The organism is Paeniglutamicibacter sp. NPDC091659 (genome assembly GCF_044756805.1).
In the GTDB taxonomy this organism is placed as follows: domain Bacteria; phylum Actinomycetota; class Actinomycetes; order Actinomycetales; family Micrococcaceae; genus Paeniglutamicibacter.
This window is the reverse complement of sequence record NZ_JBIVTO010000005.1, coordinates 1-22,218: the sequence shown is the minus strand read 5'-3', so window position 1 is coordinate 22,218 and position 22,218 is coordinate 1. Positions and strand designations below refer to the sequence as shown.

Here is a 22,218-nt window from a genome sequence, read left to right as displayed (position 1 = left end):
CGTCTAGAACAGCGCGATCTTCGGGACCTTGGGGAAGATCTCGTCGAGTTCGGCCAGGTCCTCGGGCCCCGGCGTCCAGGAGACCGCGCGCGCATTCTGCTCGACCTGCTCGGGGCGGGTGGCCCCGGCGATCACGCTGGCAACGGCAGGCTGGGCCGCAAGCCAGGAGAACGCGACCTCGAGCTCGTTGAAGCCGCGCTCCCGGGCGAAGTCGGAGAAGCGGCGCAGCTGCCCGAAGTCGACGGTGTGCATCAGGTGCTGCCGGGCGTGGGTCAACCGGCTGCCTTCCGGAGCCTCCCCCGAGGAGTACTTGCCGGTCAGCAGGCCGTTGGCCAGCGGGAAGTAGGGCAACAGGCCCAGCCCGAAGGCCTCGGCCGCCGGGGCCACCTCGAGTTCGGCGCGGCGGTCGAGCAGGTTGTAGTGGTTCTGGGTGGAGACGAAGCGCTCGCCGCCCTCCATCCTGGCGGTGAATTCCGCTTCCGCGATCTGCCAGCCGGCCCGGTTGGAGTGCCCGATGTAGCGCACCTTGCCTGCCCGCACCAGGTCGTCGAGCGCGGCAAGCGTCTCGGCGATCGGGGTCTGTTCATCCGGGGTGTGGAATTGGTACAGGTCGATGTAGTCGGTGCCCAGGCGCCGAAGCGACGCCTCAACGGCCCGGATGATGTACCGGCGCGAACCTCGGGCCCCGAAGTCGTTGCCGTTGGCCCCGTTCATGTCCAGGCCGAACTTGGTGCCGATCACGACCTCGTCGCGGCGCGACCCCAAGGCCTTGCCGAGCATCGTTTCCGAGAGTCCGGGCTCCATGCCGTACACGTCCGCGACATCAAAAAATGTGATTCCCGACTCAAGCGCGGCGTTGATGACCGCGTCGGTTCCCTCTTGGGTCTGGGTGGCGGTGCCGGCCCGACCCAGGTTGTTGCAGCCCAATCCGACGACCGAAACCGCCAGCCCGGAATTGCCCAAACGTCGATGTTCCACCGAACTCATAAGGATTCACCCTCTCAAATATTTATGCACTGCCTGCCGCCCGCGGCGGCGTCGCCGCCGGGGACCGGGGACAACGGGCCCCAGAAAATTCAAGCACGGCCCGCGCCCGGCGGCACAGTAAGTCGTCGGGTCGTCTTGCAGAGTTCTCCGGAATCGCCCTTAGACCCTATAGGATGGGGAACATGTCTAAAGTCCTCACCTCCCTGCCCGTTGGCGAACGCGTAGGTATCGCGTTCTCCGGCGGCCTCGATACGTCCGTTGCCGTTGCCTGGATGCGTGAAAAGGGTGCGATCCCTTACACGTACACCGGCGACCTTGGTCAGTACGATGAACCGAATATTGATGCAGTCCCGGGCCGCGCCCTGGAGTACGGCGCAGAAGCCGCACGCCTTGTCGACTGCAAGCCGGCACTGGTTGAAGAGGGCCTTGTTGCCCTGGCCTGTGGCGCCTTCCACATCCGCTCCGGCGGAAAGTCCTACTTCAACACCACCCCGCTGGGCCGCGCCGTAACCGGCACCCTGCTGGTTCGCGCCATGCGCGAGGACGGCGTTGACGTCTGGGGCGACGGCTCCACCTACAAGGGCAACGACATCGAGCGCTTCTACCGCTACGGTCTGCTCTCCAACCCGAAGCTGCGCATCTACAAGCCTTGGCTGGATCCGGCATTCGTCGCCGAGCTCGGCGGCCGCCAGGAAATGAGCGAATGGCTCGTTGAGCGCAACTTCCCGTACCGCGACTCGGCCGAAAAGGCCTACTCCACCGACGCCAACATCTGGGGTGCAACCCACGAGGCCAAGACCCTCGAGTTGCTGAGCACCTCTCTGGAATCGGTTGAGCCGATCATGGGCGTGCGCTACTGGGACGAGTCGGTCGAGGTCAAGACCGAAGACGTTTCGATCACCTTCGAGGCGGGCCGCCCGGTCGCCATCAACGGCGTCGAATTCGCCGACGCCGTGGCGCTGGTCGACGAAGCCAACAAGATCGGCGGCCGTCACGGTCTGGGCATGAGCGACCAGATCGAAAACCGCATCATCGAGGCCAAGAGCCGCGGCATTTACGAGGCACCGGCCATGGCCCTGCTTCACATTGCCTACGAGCGCCTGCTCAATGCAATCCACAACGAAGACACCGTGGCCAACTACCACGCAGAGGGCCGCCGCCTGGGACGCCTGATGTACGAAGGCCGCTGGCTGGACCCGCAGGCCCTGATGCTGCGCGAATCGCTGCAGCGTTGGGTCGGCTCGGCCGTCACCGGCACCGTCACCGTGCGCCTGCGCCGCGGCGACGACTACACGGTGCTGGACACCGTGGGCCCGAACCTCAGCTACCACCCGGACAAGCTGTCCATGGAGCGCGTTGGCGACTCGGCGTTCGGCCCGCTGGACCGCATCGGCCAGCTGACCATGCGCAACCTGGACATCGCCGATTCCCGCTCGCGCCTTGAGCAGTACGCTGCCCAGGGCCTGCTGGGCAACAAGACCGTCGAACTCGTCGGCGAGCTGGAAGCAGGCGGAGCCTCGGCGATCGTCGACGCCGAAGCAGCCGACGCCGAGGAACTGGCACAGGACCGCTCGCTGGAGCGTGCCGCCTTTGATTCGGGAACCGACTAGGCCTTAGCCTCACAGGCGCAGGACTGACGCGCAAAGGGCGCTGTTCATCCCCGGGAAACCGGGAATGGGCAGCGCCCTTTCGCATGCGCAACGCATGCATATGCAGCAAGGGCCGGCTGCGGCAACGATTGATTCGTTGCCGCACCCGGCCCTTCGCCATGGTCATGGCCATCGAGACCTACATGGCCGACGAGACCTAGGAAAGGGAGAAGGTTCCCTTGGCCGGCAGCGGGTGGGCCTGCTTGAGGTTGTCCAGTCCGTCGAACGGCGCGGTGGCGATGGTGAGCTTGGTGAAGTCGAGCTTCGCCTCGCGCAGGCAGGTCTTGATGGCCGAGACCGCGCGCTTGGGCTCCGGGGACAGGATGCGGATGTTCAGCTTGCGCGGTGCGTAGTCCGAGGACTCCACGGTGCCCAGGCCGCGCCAGGCCAGGTGGCCGGTCAGGGATTCCTTGGCGGTGGTCTCCAGGTACTTGTCGCGGTCGGTGCCCTCGACGGACTTCAGCGTGTACTGCACGATGACCCAGTGCTGCTCGGCTTCGGTCAGCGGCAGGAAGCCGTCCTCGGTGCACTGCTCGCTGAACGCATCGAGCAGGCCAAGTGCTGTCGCCTCGGTGACGTCCTTGGCGGTCTCCGTCTTGGACTGGTGGCCGACGGTGCCGTGGTTGACGACGAACTGTCCCAGCTCTTCACCCTCGTACTGGGAAAACCAGGCTTCGCGGAAATTCAGGGTGCCGTCTTCGTCGCGGCGGTAAGTGCGGACAATTGACATGTGGTGGTGCTCCTTTAGCGGGATGTTGCGTCGGAATACGCGGCGCGGCCGCGGGTAATCCAAGCGGTCATGGTGTCGTCAAAGGGCGCTTGCCCCGTGCCGACCAGATTCAGTAGTGATGCTGCTTCGTGCTCGATGGCCGCCACCAACTCTTGCGGGTAGGCCATCTGCGCCGAGTGCTCGGCAAATTCGTCCTGGTCATCCAGGTAGACCCCGCGTTCCCGGGATTCGATGACGTCCAGGTCCATGTCCACGGAGTTCACTTCCCATCCCCCGCGGGCCAGCTCGCGCCAGCCGATGTGGGATGACAGGTCCAGGTAGATGCGGAGGTCCTCCGCGGCTGGGTCGTCGTAGAACGTGCCGACCCAGTACCCGGCGTGCGGCACCAGGCACACCGCGTCGGTGTCCGCCCAGTGCCCGTGGCCCGGGCGCGAGACCAGCGATCCCGCGGGTTGGTAGATCCAGTGGCCGTGGACGTCGTTGCCCAGGTAGTAGCCGGGGACCACCCAGTGGGGCTGCCCGTCGTACTTCCAGGCGCGGGCCACCACGATGTCGCCCGCCGCGGCGTGCGCGGGGTCGCGGGGAAGGTCTGCGGGGATCACCGCTGCCGGCTTCATACCTGCGGGATCTGTCCGGTGGGCATGTCCTGGCCGGGCAGCGGGCGGGCGAACGGCACCTTGGTGCCCAGCACCTGGGCCAGGGTGTCGTTGGCGATCTGCGCCGCGCTCAGGCCCACGCGGTCCATGACCTCGCCGCGGGTGCCGTGGGCCAGGAACTCGGTGGGCAGGCCGACCTCGTTCAGGGCGGTGTCGACTCCGGCCGCACGCATTTCCTGGCGGATCCGGGAACCCACGCCGCCGGCGCGCACGCCGTCCTCGACGCAGACCACGATGCGGTGGCGGGCGGCCAGGCCGATGATCGAGCGCGGGACGGGCAGGACCCAGCGGGGATCCACGACGGTGACGGTGACGCCCTGGGCGTTCAGCCGGCCGGCGACATCCAGGCAGAGCTCGCTCATGGCGCCGACGGAAACGATCAGCACGTCGCGTTCCTCGCCGGAACCGAGCCTTGCCAGCACCTCGACGCCGTCGTGCAGACGTTCGAGGGCAACGATTTCCGGACCGACTTCGCCCTTGGAGAAGCGGACGACGGTCGGCGCGTCTTTGATGGCGACGGCCTCGCGCAATTCCTCGCGCAGGCGCACCGCGTCGCGCGGGGCCGCAAGGTGCACGCCGGGAATGATCTGCATCAGGGCCATGTCCCACATGCCGTGGTGGCTCGGCCCGTCAGGGCCGGTCACGCCGGCGCGGTCCAGGATGACCGTGACCCCGGCCTTGTGCAGCGCCACGTCCATGAGCAGCTGGTCGAAGGCCCGGTTCAGGAAGGTCGCGTAGATGCAGACCACCGGGTGCAGGCCGCCGAAGGCAAGGCCCGCGGCGGAGGTCATGGCGTGCTGTTCGGCGATGCCGACGTCCAACACTCGGTCCGGGTGCCGTTCGGACATGGCCTTGAGTCCCACGGGCTGGAGCATGGCGCCGGTGATGGCAACGATGTCCTCGCGGCCGTCGGCGATGTCGGCGATTTCCTCGCCGAAGACGGAGGTCCAGGAGCGTGCCGAGGCCTTCTTCAGCGGTTCGCCGGTTTCCGGGTCGATGACGCCGACGGCGTGGAACTGGTCGGCCTCGTCGGCGCGGGCCGGCGCGTAGCCGCGGCCTTTTTCGGTCAGCACGTGGACGATGACCGGCCCGGAGAAGTGCTTGGCCTGCTGCAGGGCTTCTTCGACCGCGGCCTGGTTGTGGCCGTCGATGGGGCCGAGGTACTTCATTCCGAGGTCCTCGAAAAGCCCCTGCGGCGCCCACCAGTCCTTGACGCCCTTCTTGGTGGCGTGCAGCGACTTGTAGGCGAACTGGCCCACGGCGCCCGAATCCTTCAGGCGGACCTTGAGCTTGTCCATGGTGTGTTCGTAGGCCGGGAGCGTCCGGAACTTGTCGAGCTGGCGGCGCAGGCCCGCGAGCTGGTCGGCCAGGCCGCCGATGGTCGGCGCGTAGGAGCGGCCGTTGTCGTTGACGACGATGACCACCCGGCGGTCCTTGTCGGCGGCGATGTTGTTGACGGCTTCCCAGGCCATGCCGCCGGTCAGCGCCCCGTCGCCGACCAGGGCCACGACGTAGCGGTCCGATTCGCCGGTGAGCTTGCGGGCGCGGGAGATTCCGTCGGCCCAGGAAAGGGAGGAGGACGCGTGCGAGGACTCGACGATGTCGTGCACGGACTCGGCGCGTTCGGGGTATCCGGAGAGCCCGCCCTGCTGGCGCAGCGTGGCGAAGTCACGGCGGCCCGTCACCAGCTTGTGGACGTAGGACTGGTGTCCGGTGTCGAAGATGATGGAATCGCGCGGGGACTCGAAGATCCGGTGGATGCCGAGCGTCAGCTCGACCACGCCGAGGTTGGGGCCAAGGTGCCCGCCGGTGCGTGCCACATTGTCGATGAGGAACGTCCGGATCTCGTCGGCCAGCTGGTGCATTTCGACCATGTTCAAACCCTGCAGGTCGCGTGGTTCGTTGATGGTCTGAAGCAATGACACGGAGGCGGTCCTTTCGAAGTGACAAATACCCATTCAATCTTACCGCCCCGGATTTGCCGCCGGGGCAACATAGCGGCGGATGCCACAGTGGCGCGCGGCACCGCCGCCACCCGCCTGCGTAAGATGCAGGGGGCACCGATGTCCGGTGACCCCGTGACAAGGCAGAGGACAAGACCCCGAATGAACTCCCCAGACAGCGCTGCACAACCCACGGTCCTGTTCGTCTGCAACACCAACGGCGGCAAGTCGCAGATGGCCGCCGCCCTGCTTCGCCAGGCCGCGGGGGCAGGAGTCCGTGTCGAATCGGCGGGGCTCATCCCCGCCCACCACATCAACGAGCTGGCCGCAGACGTGGTCCTTGAGACCGGGGCGGACATGCGTGCCGAGGTCCCGTCGGCGTTGACCGAGGAGCGCCTGCGGGCGGCCGACCGCGTCATCATCGTGGGTGAGGCCCGGGTTCCGGAACTGGAGGGCGTCGAGATGGAACGGTGGATTCCCGCCCGGGCGCCGGAGGAACTGGCCACCGAGCGCGAGCGCATGGAGTTCCTGCGCGACGACCTTGCGGCGCGGGTCGCATCGTTGAACGAGGAGCTCGGCCAGGCAGGCAGCTGATCCACCGGAACGGGCATGACGCCGGTTCCGTTTCCCCGGGGCCATTGCGCGATCCGTAATTTTCCGTAAGCTGGCCTCGTGGCCAACAAGTGCCACGTTTCCCCTGGGATTCTCCGGCGGTCCATGGTGCATCCCACGCCTGCAAGGATCATTGCCCATGCGATTCTATGCCCTGTCCGTCGCCACCGTGCTGGCGCTGGCGCTGGTTGTTCCGGCACCGGCTGTCGCCGCCGGGCCACCCGCCGGCCCCGCGTTCTCCGTTTCCGCGCCGGCGGCGCCGCAACCGGCCGCCGCGCAAACGCTTCCCCGGCACCGGTACGAAGCCATCCGGAAGACCACCCTGCGCTCCTCGCCCGGCAAGGGAACCGTCGTGGCGGCGGTGGCCCGGGGCAAGGAACTGACCTCCACCGGGCGGACCAGCGGCAAATACGTCCAGCTGTCCAGAGCCGGCAAGACCGGATGGGCCGCATCCGCGGACATCCGGAGGGCCATCATGGCCAAGTACCAGACCTCCTCCGCGACCCCGCTGTATGCCTCGGCCGGTTCAACCAGGCAACTGGCGAAGATCCCGGCCGACTACACCCTGGGCACCCGGACCAATGCCAGGTCCAACGGGCGGGTCAAGGTCGAATACGCGGGCAAGTCCGGGTGGGTCCGTTCCTCCCGGGTGGCCAAGGTTGCCTTGGGCGTTCCGCTCGGCAAGCTGGGCTGGAAGGCCTCCGCGGCAAAGAACATTGCCAAGTGGTGCAAGGGAGTGCCGCTGTCGGTGGGGGCGAACAAGCCCAACATGGCCGAGGCCAGCGGCTGGGTCGGCCACATGAATGAAAAGATCACCCTGGACACCACCGGTTTCGGCGGCAAGAAGATCGACCCGAACCACCCCATGGCCGTTGCGGTCCAGTACCACGAGTGTGCCCACATCATGCAGTACCGGGTCTACAAATACGATTTTGCCAAGCTGGATCGACGCATGGACGCCGTGTACGGGAAACCCCGGGTTGCAGACGGGGCCGAGCACATGGCCGATTGCATGGCGGTCGCCATGGGAGCCAAGCTTTCCGGCTCCGAGTACGATCGCGGCTCGGGGAACACCATCACGTGGTTCGCCGGATACGGCGGGAAATGCAACTCGCAGCACATGTCCGCCGCCCGGAAGGTCATTGCCGGCAAGCAGGTCTGACCGGACCTGCGGCAGAGGGCCGTGCCTGCCTGTCGGCCGGCGGGGTTCGTGGAACGGCCCGGTGCTTCGTTGAAATGCCGCAGGGGCGGTTGGCTTGGAAAATTTCCAAGCCAACCGCCCCTGCGTGCGTCGGTCTTCGCTACCTGGTTAGTTGGCGGAGATCTGGCGCAGGACGTACTGCAGGATGCCACCGTTGCGGTAGTAATCCGCCTCGCCCGGGGTATCGATGCGCAGGACGGCATCGAAGGAGACGGTCTTGCCGTCTTCCGCCACGGCGGTGACCTTCAGGGTCTTCGGGGTGGTGCCGTTGTTGAGTTCGGTCACTCCCTCGACGGAGAAGGTCTCGGTGCCGGTCAGGCCCAGGGTGTCGGCGTTTTCGCCGGCCGGGAACTGCAGCGGAAGAACGCCCATGCCGATGAGGTTCGAGCGGTGGATACGCTCGAACGACTCGGTGATGACGGCCTTGACGCCCAGCAGTGCGGTGCCCTTGGCGGCCCAGTCACGCGAGGAGCCCGAGCCGTATTCCTTGCCACCGAGGACGACCAGCGGGGTGCCGGCTTCCTTGTAGTTCTGCGCGGCGTCGTAGACGTAGGCCTGCGGAGCGCCTTCCTGGGTGAAGTCGCGGGTGAAGCCACCCTCGACGCCGTCCAGGAGCTGGTTCTTGATGCGGATGTTCGCGAACGTGCCGCGGATCATGACCTCGTGGTTGCCACGGCGCGAGCCGTAGGAGTTGAAGTCCTTGCGATCCACGCCGTTGGCCAGCAGGTACTGTCCGGCCGGGGTGTCCGACTTGAAGGAACCGGCCGGGGAGATGTGGTCGGTGGTGACCGAATCGCCCAGCTTCAGCAACACGCGGGCGCCGGAGATGTTCTCAACCGGGGCCGGGGTCGCGGTCATGCCCTCGAAGTATGGTGGCTTGCGGACGTAGGTCGAATCCTCGGCCCATTCGAAGGTGTTGCCGGCCGGGGTGTCGAGCGCCTTCCAGCGATCGTCGCCGTCGAAGACACCCTCGTAGCCCTTGGCAAACATGCCCTCGTCGATCGACGAATCGATGGTTGCCTGGACCTCGGTCGGGGTCGGCCAGATGTCCTTGAGGAACACCTCGTTGCCGGCATCGTCGGTGCCCAGGGCATCGGTTTCGAAGTCGAAGTCCATGGTGCCGGCCAGGGCGTAGGCGATGACCAATGGCGGGGAAGCCAGGTAGTTCATCTTCACGTCCGGGTTGATGCGGCCTTCGAAGTTGCGGTTGCCCGAGAGCACCGCGGTGGCGGCGAGGTCGTTGGCCTGGATGGCCTCGGAGATCTCGGCATCCAGCGGACCGGAGTTGCCGATGCAGGTTGCGCAGCCGTAGCCCACGACGAAGAAGCCGAGCTTCTCCAGGTACGGCATGAGGCCGGACTTTTCGTAGTACTCGGTGACGACCTTCGAGCCCGGGGCGACCGAGGTCTTGACCCATGGCTTGGAGGTCAGGCCCTTTTCAACGGCCTTGCGTGCCAGCAGGGCTGCGGCAAGCATGACCGAAGGGTTGGACGTGTTGGTGCACGAGGTGATCGAGGCGATGGAAACCAGGCCGTGGTCGATCGAGAACGTGGTGCCGTCGGCCTTTGTGACCTCAACCGAGGTCGACGGGCGGCCGATGTTCAGCTCGTCGGCAGCACCTGCGGCGTAGTTGTGGATGTCCTTGCGGAACTGTTCCTTGGCGCTGGAGAGCTCGATGCGGTCCTGCGGACGCTTCGGGCCGGCGATCGACGGAACAACCGTGGACAGATCCAGTTCCAGGAACTCCGAGAAACGGATTTCGCGGTCGGCGTCGTGCCACATGCCCTGTTCCTTGGCGTAGGCCTCCACGAGGGCCACGTTTTCGGCCGAGCGGCCGGTCAGGCGCAGGTAGTCAAGGGTGACGTCATCGATCGGGAACATTGCCGCGGTGGAACCGAATTCCGGGGACATGTTGCCGATGGTGGCGCGGTTTGCCAACGGAACCTGGGCAACGCCCTGGCCGTAGAATTCCACGAACTTGCCGACGACACCGTGCTTGCGCAGCATTTCGGTGATGGTCAGCACAACGTCGGTTGCGGTGGCGCCTGCCGGGATCGAGCCGTTGAGCTTGAAGCCGACAACGCGCGGGATCAGCATGGAAACCGGCTGGCCAAGCATTGCTGCCTCGGCTTCGATGCCGCCAACGCCCCAACCCAACACGCCCATGCCGTTGACCATGGTGGTGTGGGAGTCGGTGCCGACGCAGGTGTCCGGGTAGGCGCGCAGAACGCCGTCGACCTCGCGGGTCATGACGGTGCGTGCCAGGAATTCGATGTTGACCTGGTGCACAATGCCGGTTCCCGGGGGAACGACCTTGAAGTCGTCGAATGCGGTCTGGCCCCAACGCAGGAACTGGTAACGCTCCCCGTTGCGCTGGTACTCGATTTCCATGTTGCGCTCGAGAGCACCGGCGTTGCCGGCGACATCGATCTGCACGGAGTGGTCGATGACCATTTCGGCAGGTGCGAGCGGGTTCACACGGGTCGGGTCGCCGCCGAGTTCCTTGACGGCTTCGCGCATCGTGGCAAGGTCAACGATGCACGGAACACCGGTGAAGTCCTGCATGATGACGCGTGCCGGGGTGAACTGAATCTCGGTGTTCGGTTCGGCGTTTGCATCCCACTGGCCAATTGCATTGACGTGGTCCGCGGTGATGTTCGCACCGTCTTCGGTGCGAAGCAGGTTCTCCAAAAGAACCTTGAGGCTGTACGGAAGGCTTTGCGCACCTTCTACTGCGTTCAGCCGGAAAATTTCATATTCTTTGCCATCGACGTCCAGTACGCCTTTGGCCCCAAAACTGTCCACATTGCTCATTGGGACTCCTCTCGCCAGATTCTCATCTTCGTTGCACGCGTGCACCCGATTCCAGTTAGGATTCCCTAACTGAGATCGTCGTGCGTTGGTTCGCGGCAGAGCTATAGACAGTCTATCCCCCACACGCGACAAGACCCCGCCGACCCGACACGTTCGGGCCGAACGGAGTCACATCCACGACTAGCGGCGCTCGAAAAGGCCCACGGTTTCCATGTGGTGCGTGTGCGGGTAAAGGTCGATCACGTCGACCTCGCTCAGCCGGAAACCTGCGGCAACCAGGTCCGCGGTGTCGCGCGCGAACGACGCGGGATCGCAGGAAACGTAGGAGATCTTCTTGGCGCCCGAACGGACCATCGCGGAGACGGCGGCCTTGCCGGCACCGGTGCGCGGAGGATCGAGCACGATCGAATCCAGCTTGGCCTTGCGGGTGTTCAGCTCCCTGGACAACGTCTTTTCGACGCGTCCCTGCGAGATGACCGCCTGCGGGAATTCGCGCAGGTTCTTCACGGCGTCCTTGCTCGTGCCCGGGGCTCCCTCGATGGAGAGCACCATTCCGTCGTCCCCCACGGCCTTGGCCAGCGGGGCGCTGAAGAGCCCGGCACCTGCGTAGAGATCCGCAACACGGGCTCCGTAGCCCGGCGCCAGGTGGGCCATGACGCGCTCGACCAGGGTGGCCGGCGCCAGGCGGTGGATCTGCCAGAAACCCTCGCCGGTGATCCGGTAGTCGTGCCCGGCGACGGACTCGGAAAGCCAGGTGCGGCCGCGCAGCCGCTGCAGCTCGCCGCGGCCGTCGGCGACCGAGCCGCCGACCTGGGTCACGGAGGCCGCGGACGCCCACTCCGGCAGGCGTTTGGCCGCACGGCCCGCGGCACCCGTAATGGTGCCGTCCTCGACGAAGAGCACCAGCACGCCGGCGTCCTCGCCGGAGCCGACGGCAACCTCGACACGGCTGATGCCCAGCAACGGCAGCTCCCAGAGCTTGAGCTCGTTGACCTTCGGGAGCGCCAGCGGCATCTCCTTGACCGGGATCAGGTCGTTGGAGCGGAAGGGGCTCATGGCCAGGCGGCCCTTGGAGTCGACGGCGAACGCCGTGCGGGTGCGCCAGCCCAGCGCGTCCTCGCTCTCGCCCTCCGGGGCGCGGACGCCGGTGAAGCCGTGTTCGGCCGCATCGAGCTTGCCCAGGCGGGCCATCTGCTCGATGAAGATCTGGCCCTTCAGCTCGCGCTGGTGTTCCAGGGAAATGTGGCCGAACTCGGCCCCGCCCACCGGAAGGATGCCGCGCTCGGCGGCGCGCAGGGAATCGGCGGCAGCCCAGAAGTGCGGCACGCGGTGCTCGGAGGCCTCGTGGACCTCGATGACGTCGCCGCGCCAGAAGCGGGACTTCTCCCCCGAGTCGCGCAGGGCGATGCTGACCTCTTCCCCGGGGATGCCGTGGCGGACAAAGATCACCCGGCCCTCGTGGCGGGCGACGCTGTGTCCGCCGTGGGCTGCAGCGCCGAGGCGTACTCGCAGGATGTTCGTGTCGGTGCTCATGGGGTTCATTCTTTCGCGTTGGAAACTGGCGGTAATGCCGAAATGGTCTTGTGGCCCGGGGAGGCCTGCTCGGTCGAGCCGCCGTAGGCGGCCGAATCCGAGGATGAGAGGCGCCACGGCACGGAGGCAACGACGACGCCCGGTTCGTAGTGCAGGCGGTTCTTGATGCGCACCGCCGTCTGGTTGTGCACCAGCTGCTCCCACCAGCGACCCACCACGTACTCGGGGATGTAGACGACGATCAAGTCGCGCGGGGAATCGCGCTTGATCGAACGGATGTATTCGATCAGCGGCGGGGCGATCTCGCGGTACGGGGAAGCCAGCACCGTAATGGGGACCGGGATGCCCAGCCGTTCCCACTCGGCGATGCTCGCCTCGGTCTGCTCGGAATCGGCGTCGACCACGATCGCGTCCAGCTTGGAGGGGCGCGAGGCCCGGGCGAAGGCCACGGCGCGCAGCACCGGCTTGCGCACCGTGGAGACCAGCACCAGGGCGTGAACGCGCGCCGGCAGCGCGGTGGGCGACTGCCCCGTGTCGATCGCAAGCTCCGCATCGACGGCGACGTAGTGCCGGTGCAGCGAATCCATCAGCGCATACAGCACCACGATGCCCAGCACGGCAAGCCAGGCGCCGTGGATGAGCCGGGTCCCGAGCACGATGGCCAGCACCGCAGCGGTGAGCACGAAGCCCACCAGGTTCAGCAGGCGCGAGCGCCGGATGCGGGCGCGCAGGCGCTTGTCCGGGGTCATCGCCAGCGCGCGCCCCCAGTGCTTGATCATGCCCAGCTGGCTGAGCGTGAAGGAGACGAAGACGCCCACCACGTAGAGCTGGATCAGCGTCGGCACGTGGGCGTTGAAGGCCCAGATCAGCGCGATGGCGGCGAAGGCCAGGGAAAGGATGCCGTTGGAGAACCCGAGCCTGTCGCCGCGGGTGCGCAGCTGGCGCGGCAGGTAGCCGTCCGTGGCAAGGTGCGAGGCCAGGTTCGGGAAGGAGTTGAAGGCGGTGTGCGAGGCGACAAGCAGCACCGCGACGGTCAGCAGCACGATGGCAAAGAAACCGACCGATCCCCCGCCGAAGATCGCATGGGCCAGCTGGCCGAGCACCGGGTGCTGGATGTAGTCGGCGGGAACCGGCCCGCCGTCGAGGCGCAGCCCCTTGGCGGGGTTCTCCACGACGTGCACGTTCACCGCGCGGGCCAGGTACATGGTCCCGAGCGTCAGCACCGCGGCGATGAGCCCCAGCATCAGCAGCAGGGCCGCGGCGTTCTTTGCCTTGGGCTCGGCCAGGGTGTGCACGTTGGAGGTCGGGACCTCCACGCCGGTCAAGGCCGCCGAGCCGGTGGAGAAGGCGCGCAGCACCAGCAGGATCCCGGCCACGCCGGTGAGCCCGTGCGGGTAGGCCGGGTCGGGGATGACCTCGAAGCCGGCGCTCGGGGCCGACCCCAGGGTTCCCGTGGCCGCAAAGATCCCGCCGAGGGCCAGCATCAGCAGCAGTGCGCCGATGAACAGGTACACGGGCGCGGCGTTGGCCAGGCGCGAACGCCCCCGGCCGCGCAGGTTCAGCAGCGTGAGGATGACGACGCCTGCCGCGGCGATCCAGGCCTGCTTCCCGGCCAGCGCGGGGAAGGCCGCGATGACGTAGTGGGCGGCGGAGGAAATCGACACCGCAACGGTCAGCACGAAGTCGACAAGCAGCGCCGCGGCGACCGTGGTCCCGGCCTTCGGCCCCAGGTTCACGGACGCGATCTCGTAGTCGCCCCGGCCCGACGGGTAGGCCTTCACCGACTGCCGGTAGGAGGCGATGATCACAAACATGACAACCATGATGACCAGCCCCACTTGGGGCGAAATTGTCATGGCCGTCACACCGGCCAGGGCCAGCGTCAGCATCACCTCGTCCGGCGCATAGGCGATCGAGGACAGCCCCGAGGCCGCGAAAACGGGCAGGGCAAGGCGTTTACGCAGCGGCGCCTGCTTCAGGCGCTCTGTCCTAAACGGGCGTCCCACCAAAATCCGCTTAACGGCGTCGAGGAATGAAAGCACGATCCAAAGTTAGCCGCTTTGACCCGCCCTGTCATACACCGCACCGTGGGACCGAACGTGAAGAATCCCGCATCGACGCACTTTTCCATGAAAGACTGAGCCGTTAGCGGCCGCGTCCGGAGGGCCAGCCCCACGGGCCGGCGCAGGTTTGTCGGTGTTGCACCAAGTGAAAAGGCAGGGTCGGGCGCGTGGCGCATTTTGTCATTATGGGTTGCGGCAGGGTCGGGGTCACGTTGGCCCACACCCTGGATGATGCGGGGCATTCGGTGGCGATCATCGACCAGGACGACGCGGCCTTCCGCCGGCTTCGCCGCGACTTCTCCGGGACCAAGGTCTCGGGCGTCGGCTTCGACCGGGACACCCTCGAGCGGGCGAACATTGCCCAGGCCTACGCCTTTGCCGCGGTGTCCAGCGGCGACAATTCAAACATCCTGGCCACCCGCGTGGCCCGGGAGACCTACCACGTCCCGCACGTCGTCGCCCGGATCTACGACCCGGGACGGGCCGAGATCTACCAGCGCCTGGGCATCCCCACGGTTGCCGCCGTGCGCTGGAGCAGCGACCAGGTGCTGCGCCGCATCCTTCCCGAGCAGGCGCTGCGCGGGGACTTCCGCGAGGCCTCCGGCCAGCTGATGCTGGGCGAGGTCAACGTCCACGAGGGCTGGTTCGGCCACGCGCTGGAAGACCTGGAGGCCGCGGCCCCGATCCGCATCGCCTACCTCTCGCGGTTCGGCGAGGGCATGCTGCCCGTGCCGGGCACGCGCCTGCAGCAGGGTGACATCGTCCACGCCATGATGCCCGTGGATGCCACCAGCGAAATCGAAAAAGCCCTGTCCACCGCGCCGAACCCAGTCACGGAGTAGACACCCCCATGAAGGTCATGATTGCCGGAGCAGGTTCCGTGGGAAGTTCCATCGCCAAGGAACTCATCTCCCACGGGCACGAAGTGCTGCTCATCGATGAAAAACCCGAGGTCGTATCTCGTGCCGGGGTCCGGGGCGCCCGCTGGCTCTTCGGCGACGCCTGCGAATTGAGCGTGCTCAAGGAGGCGAAGCTCGAGGAGGTCGACGTCGTCGTCTCGGCGACGGGCGACGACAAGGTCAACCTGGTGGTCTCGCTGCTGGCCAAGAGCGAGTTCGGCGTCGGCCGCACCGTGGGCCGAGTCAACAACCCCAAGAACGACTGGATGTTCGACGACGCCTGGGGCGTCGACGTCGCGGTGAGCACGCCGCGCCTGATGACGGCGCTCGTGGAGGAGGCCGTGGAGATCGGCGACCTGGTGCGCCTGATGACGCTGCAGTCGGGCGTGGTTTCGATGGTCGAGTTCACGGTGCCGCACGATTCGGCGCTCATCGGGCACACCATCGGCATGGTGCCGTGGCCCACCGACGCCACCGTCGTGGCGATCCTGCGCGACGACATCCCGCTGACCCCGAGCCAGGACGACGTCATCGAGGGCGGGGACGAGCTGTTCTTTGTCACCACCATTGTGGCGGAGGACCAGCTGCGCACGGTGCTACGCAGCACCGGGACGGAATAGGCCCCGCCCCCCTCAGCTTCGGCCCGGATCACCACCACCGGTGTGAATCGCAAAGGCAAATGGCTTGTTTTCCGCTGTGCTGGGTGGCCGACGGGAAGAGCCTGCCGCGCGGTGTCGAGAATTTCGGGTAGTCGATCAACAACTGGCCGGAGTGCCAATCCACATCCATTCGGCTGAACGCAAATGCGCCGAGCATTTCCTATGGGCAACTACGGGAATGGCTGCGAGCGGAGACAGCAATGCGTATCCGACCATGGCCAGGACGATCGTTCTCATCAGGCAAGGTCAGGGTCGGCAGTCAGCGAGACAACCGCCCAAATATCCAGTCCTAACGGCTCGAGTGCCGAATTCACAGCCCGCCGGACTGCGTCTTCCTCTCCTATGTTCCAATCTGATCCGGGCACGATGAAGTCGACTTCGACGTAAAGTTTGCGGCCCACCTTTCCGGAACGGATGACCGGTGGCGGGAGAACAAAAGCCTTTTCGACTGAGCCAACCGCTTCAGCGACAGCGGCCGAGAGTTCGAGGGACGGGGCACCCTCGAGCAATTCGTTCGCTCCGGTTTTGACCAACCTTATGGGGACAGCTGCCACGATCACACACGCGGCGAGCACCAGAACCGGATCTATGTACCTTGCCACTAGGTCTAGGCCGACGTTCTGGAGAATAACCGCTGCTACGGCGCCGGCCACCATCATGACGCTAAGAACCGACCCGGCACGCCACTGAGACACCTCAGCCAATACAAGGTCCGAGCCCGGTGATTTGCGGCTTATCCACCGAGCCACGAAGAAACCGACTGCAGCGGTGGTGGTCCCGTAGGTGGCAATAACGATCGGATTGACCGGAGACCCGCCGTCACGGATGATCACGATCGCGTCTCCAGCTGCGAACAACAGAGTCCCCGCGATCGCTAGCCCTTGTATGAGCACTACCAAAGGCGTAAGGGCATCGCGCCCAAACGGAAACCGGTTGGTGGGCCCGGTGGTTGAAACGATCGCTGCCCGCAGGGATAGCCATGAGAGGATGATTCCGATTCCCATGTAAGCGCCATCGAACACGATAATTCGGGTGCTTGTGACGATTCCCAGAAGTAGCGCCCCCGACGCAACTGCGACGGAGATCCACAACGAGTAAAGCAGCGCACGCCGCTCAGCGTTCATGAATGCTGCGTTTACTCCCGCTGACATCCGTCGAATCCCTCCTCCGCACTATTTCTTGTGTCGGCATGCCCCTGTGGGTTTAGTGTTGCGGTGTCCTGCCAAACGGTCAAGGGCCGGGATTTCACCAGCCCAGTAGCTTGGCGACAAAATTGCAGGCAGACTGGCAAATGCGCAATTTGCTGCGAGGGCCGGCCGCACAATGTGTAGGGCCTTCAACCTACGCTTTGCTTTGAAATAGGTCATCCCTGGCGCCATCGCGGCCGCGAAGTTGGTCTTCTTACACAGCTTCCCTCAGGTATCTATTGCTGACAAAGCTACTGTTTTCCGTTCCCACCTGAACGCATGTGGACTTCGGGAGCACTGTTGACGGCGATGTCCGGGTCACGCCGGGTGTTCGCTGGGCAATCGGATCAGAGACCGCGACGCCCCACCCACAGTCCATGCAGCAGCGGAACCACCGACGCGCCCATCAGCAGGTTGCCAAGCGCCGCGTCGTCCATCCGGACCACGGAACCTGCGATCAGCAGGGCGCCGAACGCCAGTGCCGATGCCGCCCCACGCGCCGTGCGTTCAAGCCGTGCCATCTGCCGTTCCAGACGCGGGTTGGCCACCGCCAGCGTCCCGTCCTCGAGTCGGGCAACAAGCCCATCAAGGCGTTTGGGCAGGCGCAGGGCGACACCGGCGGCGGCGAGCACCTGCTGGGCGACGTCCTGCGCGATGTTGCCGCGCTCCTCACGCAGCAGCTGCGCCGCATAGGGTTCCACCGAGTCCCACAGGTTGAACCGGGTGTCGAGCGAGCTACACACCCCTGAGGTCAGTGACATCGCGCGAATGATGAGCAGGAAGTTCTCTGGCAACTGGAACGGCAACGTTCGAACCACGTCCCCGAACTCAACCGCAAAATCCCGGAACTCCCGCGGGTCCACCTCGCGAAGCTCCGCAAAGCCCATCCCGCCGAAACGGGCAAAGAGGTGCGTCATGGCCCGCTCAAGCTCGGCCGTGTCGGCAGAGGGCACCAGCACACCGATGTCTCTGATCGCGTTCACCAGTTCCTTGCCGTCGCGAGAGGTCGCGGCGATCAGCAGCTTCCGCAGGCCCTTGCGCGTGCTAGAGGGAATCTGACCCATCATGCCGAAGTCTATGAACGTCAGCTTCCATGGGCGTGCGGCGGATGAGTCGGGTATCGGAGTGACAAAGATATTTCCGGGGTGCGGGTCCGCGTGGAAAAAGCCATTCATGAAAAACTGGTCGAACATGACCGACGCGAAAACCGGCGCAACCTGCGCAGGATCGATGTCTGCCGCAAGAAGCGCCTCGTAGTCCGTGATCTTGATCGCCGTGACATCCTCGAGCGTGAGTACCCGGCGGGTGCTTCGTTCCCATACCACCCGGGGCACAGCGACCCTGTCGTCGTCGGAAAAATCGGCGGCAAAGCGCTCTGCATTCGACGCCTCCTGCAGGTAATCGATCTCCTCAAGGCTGGTCTGCGCGAACTCCTCGACCAGGGCCGGCATGTCGACGCGATCTGACACGAGGCGCACGTGGCTGAGCCAGCCGCCCACCTTGCGCAGCGCAGCCAGATCGACGTCGACAATCGTTTCGATTCCCGGTCGCTGCACCTTCAACACCACGCTCTCCAGCCCGGTGTCGGCGGCATTGGAGGGAAGAAGCCGTGCCCGGTGCGCCTGGCCCAGTGATGCGGCGGCGATAGGCAGCTGATCGACCGAGGCAAACATTGTTTCGAGCGGCGCACCCAGCTCCGCCTCGGCAAGGGCACGGATCGCGGGAAACGAGACTGGGGGGACTTCGTCCTGCAGCCCTTCGAGTTCAGCGGTGATCTCCGGCGGCAGCACGTCGAGCCTGGAGGACATGAACTGGCCAACCTTGATCATCAGGCCACCCAGGCCCACCGCGAGCACATGGAAGCGCTGCGCGAAGCGCCGCATCCTCGTTGTCCTGGTGCGTCCTGCAATCCTGCCTAGCCCGATGCGAGGGAGGAACAGCTCAAACCACCAAGCCACCGTCAGATGCCACGCGGCGAAGCGCAGGATGCGGCGATAGCGAGCTCGGGTGTCCTTGGCACCGGGCACCGAATTGGTTCGGGCGCGAGGAACCGAGCTCACCCTCTCAGCCTTGGGCAAGGATCGAATACAACCGACGGCGTGCCTCGTCTAGCACTGCAACGGCCTCCTGCACCTGCTCCGGCGAGCCGGTGCGGCCCACTTGGGCCGCGGCCTGCGCGAGCTCGACTCCGGCCTTGGGTAGCGCCGCAAACCCGGCACCTGATCCCTGGCCTGCTGGCTCCCACGGCGCTGACGCCTCGGCGGCCGACGCTTCCTCGCGGCCGGCTTCAGTCAACGAGTAGATCTTGCGGCCGTTGGATTCCTCCGCACTGATCGTCCCCTCGTCGGCCAGCAGCTGCAGCGTTGGGTAGACGGAGCCGGCGCTGGGCTTCCACCTGCCACCGCTGCGCTCCTCGATTTCACGGATGATCTGGTAGCCGTGCATCGGACGTTCCGCCAGCAGCGCCAGCACCGCCGAGCGCACCTCACCTCGGCCCGCGCGGGTGCCCGAGGGCTTCTCAAACCTTGTGCGCAGCTCCTCAAGGGCCTGCCACATGCCCTCGAAGTTGTTGCCGCCAAACCCGCCTGCCGGGTATGAACTACGCATCGTTTTCTCCTCTGTGAATCGTGAACGATGTAGAGCGATACTTAACGATATATCTTGAAAATCAAGAAAAACAATAGCTTGATAGACGACGGAAGAGACGGCCATTCACGAAGTTGCCGGCGGTGCCACCGACCGCGAAACCGGCACCCTCCCCGGCCAGCGACAGGCGTGACCAACGGGTCGGGCGTTGCCCCTGCGCCCTGCTCGAAAAGGGCAACACCACCAGCCTCGAGAAGGCCCGTAGCGACCTGGCGGCATCTTGGCAGAACAGCTCCATCGAATCGTTGAGTGCCGGTCCCAGCAAGGAACGACTCAGTGGCGCCCTGGACGGCATGAGGTCCGAACGCTGCCGGAAGACGTAGACGAAAGACCGAATTGGCTATCGCCCAGATGCTGGGGGGTGCCGGCAGCTACCCAGCCGCAAGTTCTGCTTCGCTAGACGGCCACAGTTTCAGGGCAGACTACTTTTCTACAACTTGTCAGAATTCTGGCATCGCAGCCAATGACCTCCAACTTTTCGATGCCCTTGACCTGATGCCTTTCGGAGGCCCGGAGAAAGACGAGGATGCCTTCCCGCTCCTGCAGATCGTTTCCCGGGGGACGCGTCAAACCTGATGAATGCCTGATCGAAGTGGTTGAGCACTATTTCGGGTTTAGGAACCGTTCGCCAATTACCGATCAGAATCGGGAGTTGCTCGAGCACCTAGGGCGCGTCTCCTAGGAAGGTGTCCCAGATTCCGTCGTTGCCGAAGCGGCGGTGGCGCTTCGGCACTGTCTTCCAGGACCGGAAGCGGTAGATCACGCCCTCGGTCATCAGACGGTTGTCACCGAAGGGACGCCACGTGTGGCCCGTGGAATCGGGCATCAGTGGGGAAACAAATGCCACGGTTCATTGGAGAGAACGACGTATCGGGATCTCTCCCGTTTATCACCGCAAAAGAACCATCCAGCATTATGCGACGCGCCCTCTCCAGACTGGTGAAGGACGATCCTCCAAGGTCGGCGAATGGCATCAAGAGGCCAGAAGTCCACTACTCGTTCGAATCACGTTCAATGAGGCCGGTACGCGGATTCAACTGAGGTTTTTGGAAAGCAAACTCACCGCCGTTGCGTCCTCCGAAGGGACGACCGTGATCGGCATACTCTTCTCGGAAGAAAACAAGCCTCCAGTCGCCCATTTCCAGCCTCGCGCCGCTTCGCAGGGTATATTCGCCTCCCGGATTCAGCCCAGCACTTCCACCCACGTTGCCTACGGCGACAAGGACGTATTCATCGAGCTCATTGTGAACGATTCTCGCATGCACCGGGTCCAGACCCGAAAGGACAAGTTTGGCACCGGGCGCACTACCGATCTCCATCACCTCATCTACGACATTGAGAATCTTGGGCGCCTTGCCATCCCACGATTCGCTATCCCTGACGAAAATGATCCGTGGCCTACCCCCACCGCGTGCATAGTGGGTCGTGGTTGGCCGGCGATGATAGCGTTTGAGAAAAGTCGGCAGAAGCGGAAACAAGGTCGCAGGTACTGTCATCGGTTCGATGGCAGGAGAGTTTTTCTTGCGTCCCAGCATGTCCTTGAACGCCTCGGGCTTCCCGATTCTGACTGCGGTCGAACTGGCTCCGATAAGACCCGCTAGATTTGGCTTGACATTGCCTATGCTGGCTATGGTTCCCTTGGGACCGTCAATGACAATCGTTATCCCAGCGTTCTTGAGTCTTGTCGCAAGATCATTCAGGGCTTTCCGGTCGATGGACCTCAGTGACGGGAAAATCGAAAGCGAGTCGGCCTTGATGGTAATCGTCTTGCCTGCGGCTTTGACCGTACCGCTAACAAGATCGAGGCCTGCTTCTTCGGCGCTTGGCAAGTTGACCGAGAATGCAAGATCGGCGTCAAAACGCATGGCCGGCACCGTCTACTTGCGGTACGGATCGGAACCCGCAGCTGCGTCGTCACTGGTCGTGACACGCAACGTCCCGTCGAATTTCCAGATCGCACGCGGCGCGTCCGGTCCAATATCACGCGGAACCTCAACGGTCATATCAACCAACGTGTAGTTCACCGCCGCTCCACGGCCAGTCAAATACGACCAAAGCTGTTGACCAAGATCAGACCAATCACCGATTTTCAGGTCTTCTTGGTTCGAAGAAGCCTCGGCATCAAAGTTTTTCACTCTAAATCACTCTCCATCATTTACGGAAACGAACACTTTGACCGGAAATTTTAGCTAGCCTGGCTAGCAATTTGAGACTCACGTTACCTGCAGCGTTGGCCAAGGTAAATACCCCGAGGTGATTCTTCTCCGCCACTTGGAACAAACCGTATTTTCAGTGACACGACACAACCCGAGCACACCTTGAATCGCGGTCGTTTCCCATGCCCGAACACAGGAATCCACCTGGTTTCCGCGGATTTTCAGAAGGCGCGCCGCTGGAAATCTGCTACTTTCCCATTCAGCTCTGAGAACCTGAAGGACCACGCCGCCGGATGATTTCTTGACCCAAATCATCTGCAGCCCGCTTCCCACCAGTAGCTGCAGCTGCGCACATGCGAATCAGAAGGCCAGCATCCGCCGAGCGAGACTCGTCGAGCACCAACCCCCTGGATGGCCAATGCGTTGTGATGGTGGCGGCGGCAGCTACTTCTTTGCCGGCGGCATCAGCACCGAGTCGATCAG

The 22,218-nt window shown here is 64.7% G+C and carries 19 protein-coding genes; 6 read left to right on the top strand and 13 right to left on the bottom strand.

Annotated elements, in window-relative coordinates; genetic code table 11:
• Positions 1-3: 3 nt before the first annotated feature.
• Positions 4-987, bottom strand: a complete 984-nt coding sequence (locus tag ACIQLF_RS10535) for an aldo/keto reductase (protein WP_400297803.1) — start codon at positions 985-987, stop codon at positions 4-6.
• Between the two features lie 182 nt (positions 988-1,169).
• On the opposite strand from ACIQLF_RS10535, the gene argG reads away from it, so the two are divergent.
• Positions 1,170-2,597, top strand: a complete 1,428-nt coding sequence (gene argG, locus ACIQLF_RS10530; protein WP_400297801.1) for an argininosuccinate synthase — start codon at positions 1,170-1,172, stop codon at positions 2,595-2,597.
• 196 nt (positions 2,598-2,793) lie between these two features.
• On the opposite strand, the gene ACIQLF_RS10525 is transcribed toward argG, so the two are convergent.
• The 3 genes from ACIQLF_RS10525 to dxs are packed head-to-tail and all read right to left on the bottom strand — an operon-like array spanning position 2,794 to position 5,947.
• The gene (locus ACIQLF_RS10525; RefSeq protein WP_400297798.1) at positions 2,794-3,366 is read right to left on the bottom strand and encodes a hypothetical protein; all 573 of its coding nucleotides are present in this window, start codon (positions 3,364-3,366) and stop codon (positions 2,794-2,796) included.
• A gap of 14 nt (positions 3,367-3,380) precedes the next feature.
• The gene (locus ACIQLF_RS10520; RefSeq protein ID WP_400297795.1) at positions 3,381-3,983 is read right to left on the bottom strand and encodes a DUF402 domain-containing protein; all 603 of its coding nucleotides are present in this window, start codon (positions 3,981-3,983) and stop codon (positions 3,381-3,383) included.
• A complete protein-coding gene (dxs, locus tag ACIQLF_RS10515; RefSeq protein ID WP_400297791.1) occupies positions 3,980-5,947 on the bottom strand; it encodes a 1-deoxy-D-xylulose-5-phosphate synthase in 1,968 nt (655 codons plus the stop codon). Before dxs ends, ACIQLF_RS10520 begins: the two co-directional genes overlap by 4 nt.
• 180 nt (positions 5,948-6,127) lie before the next feature.
• Between dxs and ACIQLF_RS10510 the strand changes: the two genes are divergently transcribed.
• Together ACIQLF_RS10510 and ACIQLF_RS10505 are read left to right on the top strand one after the other, a co-directional pair.
• Positions 6,128-6,559, top strand: a complete 432-nt coding sequence (locus tag ACIQLF_RS10510) for a low molecular weight phosphatase family protein (RefSeq protein WP_400297787.1) — start codon at positions 6,128-6,130, stop codon at positions 6,557-6,559.
• Positions 6,560-6,716: 157 nt separating this feature from the next.
• Positions 6,717-7,739, top strand: a complete 1,023-nt coding sequence (locus ACIQLF_RS10505; RefSeq protein WP_400297784.1) for a hypothetical protein — start codon at positions 6,717-6,719, stop codon at positions 7,737-7,739.
• A 147-nt stretch (positions 7,740-7,886) separates the two neighbouring features.
• Here ACIQLF_RS10505 and acnA read toward each other — a convergent pair whose 3' ends face one another.
• The 3 genes from acnA to ACIQLF_RS10490 all read right to left on the bottom strand — a co-directional run bounded on the left by acnA (position 7,887) and on the right by ACIQLF_RS10490 (position 14,167).
• Complete coding sequence (gene acnA, locus ACIQLF_RS10500; RefSeq protein ID WP_400297782.1) at positions 7,887-10,592, bottom strand: aconitate hydratase AcnA; 2,706 nt, start codon at positions 10,590-10,592, stop codon at positions 7,887-7,889.
• A gap of 180 nt (positions 10,593-10,772) precedes the next feature.
• Entirely contained in the window at positions 10,773-12,125 is a 1,353-nt protein-coding gene (locus ACIQLF_RS10495; protein WP_400297779.1) for a class I SAM-dependent RNA methyltransferase, read from the bottom strand.
• A gap of 5 nt (positions 12,126-12,130) precedes the next feature.
• On the bottom strand, positions 12,131-14,167 hold the full coding sequence (locus tag ACIQLF_RS10490) for an APC family permease (RefSeq protein WP_400297777.1): 2,037 nt from the start codon (positions 14,165-14,167) through the stop codon (positions 12,131-12,133).
• Between the two features lie 188 nt (positions 14,168-14,355).
• Between ACIQLF_RS10490 and ACIQLF_RS10485 the strand changes: the two genes are divergently transcribed.
• Complete coding sequence (locus ACIQLF_RS10485) at positions 14,356-15,030, top strand: potassium channel family protein (RefSeq protein WP_400297774.1); 675 nt, start codon at positions 14,356-14,358, stop codon at positions 15,028-15,030.
• Positions 15,031-15,038: 8 nt separating this feature from the next.
• Positions 15,039-15,707: a potassium channel family protein gene (locus tag ACIQLF_RS10480; RefSeq protein ID WP_387525620.1), complete on the top strand. Its 669-nt coding sequence runs from the start codon at positions 15,039-15,041 to the stop codon at positions 15,705-15,707.
• A gap of 275 nt (positions 15,708-15,982) precedes the next feature.
• On the opposite strand, the gene ACIQLF_RS10475 is transcribed toward ACIQLF_RS10480, so the two are convergent.
• The 3 genes from ACIQLF_RS10475 to ACIQLF_RS10465 all read right to left on the bottom strand — a co-directional run bounded on the left by ACIQLF_RS10475 (position 15,983) and on the right by ACIQLF_RS10465 (position 19,540).
• Positions 15,983-16,897, bottom strand: coding sequence for a cation transporter (locus ACIQLF_RS10475; protein ID WP_400297772.1), 915 nt, complete (start codon positions 16,895-16,897; stop codon positions 15,983-15,985).
• Positions 16,898-17,280: 383 nt separating this feature from the next.
• Positions 17,281-18,993 carry an ABC1 kinase family protein gene (locus ACIQLF_RS10470; protein ID WP_400297769.1) on the bottom strand — a complete coding sequence of 571 codons (1,713 nt, stop codon included), beginning with the start codon at positions 18,991-18,993 and terminating at the stop codon, positions 17,281-17,283.
• Positions 18,994-18,997: 4 nt separating this feature from the next.
• On the bottom strand, positions 18,998-19,540 hold the full coding sequence (locus ACIQLF_RS10465; protein WP_400297766.1) for a PadR family transcriptional regulator: 543 nt from the start codon (positions 19,538-19,540) through the stop codon (positions 18,998-19,000).
• 122 nt (positions 19,541-19,662) lie between these two features.
• On the opposite strand from ACIQLF_RS10465, the gene ACIQLF_RS10460 reads away from it, so the two are divergent.
• Positions 19,663-19,902: a hypothetical protein gene (locus ACIQLF_RS10460; protein WP_400297763.1), complete on the top strand. Its 240-nt coding sequence runs from the start codon at positions 19,663-19,665 to the stop codon at positions 19,900-19,902.
• Positions 19,903-20,243: 341 nt separating this feature from the next.
• Here ACIQLF_RS10460 and ACIQLF_RS10455 read toward each other — a convergent pair whose 3' ends face one another.
• The 3 genes from ACIQLF_RS10455 to ACIQLF_RS10445 all read right to left on the bottom strand — a co-directional run bounded on the left by ACIQLF_RS10455 (position 20,244) and on the right by ACIQLF_RS10445 (position 21,714).
• Entirely contained in the window at positions 20,244-20,426 is a 183-nt protein-coding gene (locus ACIQLF_RS10455; protein WP_400297761.1) for a hypothetical protein, read from the bottom strand.
• A gap of 145 nt (positions 20,427-20,571) precedes the next feature.
• Complete coding sequence (locus ACIQLF_RS10450; RefSeq protein WP_400297758.1) at positions 20,572-21,444, bottom strand: FHA domain-containing protein; 873 nt, start codon at positions 21,442-21,444, stop codon at positions 20,572-20,574.
• A 12-nt stretch (positions 21,445-21,456) separates the two neighbouring features.
• On the bottom strand, positions 21,457-21,714 hold the full coding sequence (locus ACIQLF_RS10445; RefSeq protein WP_400297755.1) for a hypothetical protein: 258 nt from the start codon (positions 21,712-21,714) through the stop codon (positions 21,457-21,459).
• Positions 21,715-22,218: the final 504 nt, after the last annotated feature.

Bases quoted from the DNA above. Each gene is read 5' to 3' on its own strand.
- ACIQLF_RS10535 (WP_400297803.1), bottom strand. From the start codon at position 987: ATGAGTTCGGTGGAACATCGACGTTTGGGCAATTCCGGGCTGGCGGTT.
- argG (WP_400297801.1), top strand. From the start codon at position 1,170: ATGTCTAAAGTCCTCACCTCCCTGCCCGTTGGCGAACGCGTAGGTATC.
- ACIQLF_RS10525 (WP_400297798.1), bottom strand. From the start codon at position 3,366: ATGTCAATTGTCCGCACTTACCGCCGCGACGAAGACGGCACCCTGAAT.
- ACIQLF_RS10520 (WP_400297795.1), bottom strand. From the start codon at position 3,983: ATGAAGCCGGCAGCGGTGATCCCCGCAGACCTTCCCCGCGACCCCGCG.
- ACIQLF_RS10510 (WP_400297787.1), top strand. From the start codon at position 6,128: ATGAACTCCCCAGACAGCGCTGCACAACCCACGGTCCTGTTCGTCTGC.
- ACIQLF_RS10505 (WP_400297784.1), top strand. From the start codon at position 6,717: ATGCGATTCTATGCCCTGTCCGTCGCCACCGTGCTGGCGCTGGCGCTG.
- acnA (WP_400297782.1), bottom strand. From the start codon at position 10,592: ATGAGCAATGTGGACAGTTTTGGGGCCAAAGGCGTACTGGACGTCGAT.
- ACIQLF_RS10495 (WP_400297779.1), bottom strand. From the start codon at position 12,125: ATGAGCACCGACACGAACATCCTGCGAGTACGCCTCGGCGCTGCAGCC.
- ACIQLF_RS10480 (WP_387525620.1), top strand. From the start codon at position 15,039: ATGAAGGTCATGATTGCCGGAGCAGGTTCCGTGGGAAGTTCCATCGCC.
- ACIQLF_RS10475 (WP_400297772.1), bottom strand. From the start codon at position 16,897: ATGTCAGCGGGAGTAAACGCAGCATTCATGAACGCTGAGCGGCGTGCG.
- ACIQLF_RS10465 (WP_400297766.1), bottom strand. From the start codon at position 19,540: ATGCGTAGTTCATACCCGGCAGGCGGGTTTGGCGGCAACAACTTCGAG.
- ACIQLF_RS10450 (WP_400297758.1), bottom strand. From the start codon at position 21,444: ATGCGTTTTGACGCCGATCTTGCATTCTCGGTCAACTTGCCAAGCGCC.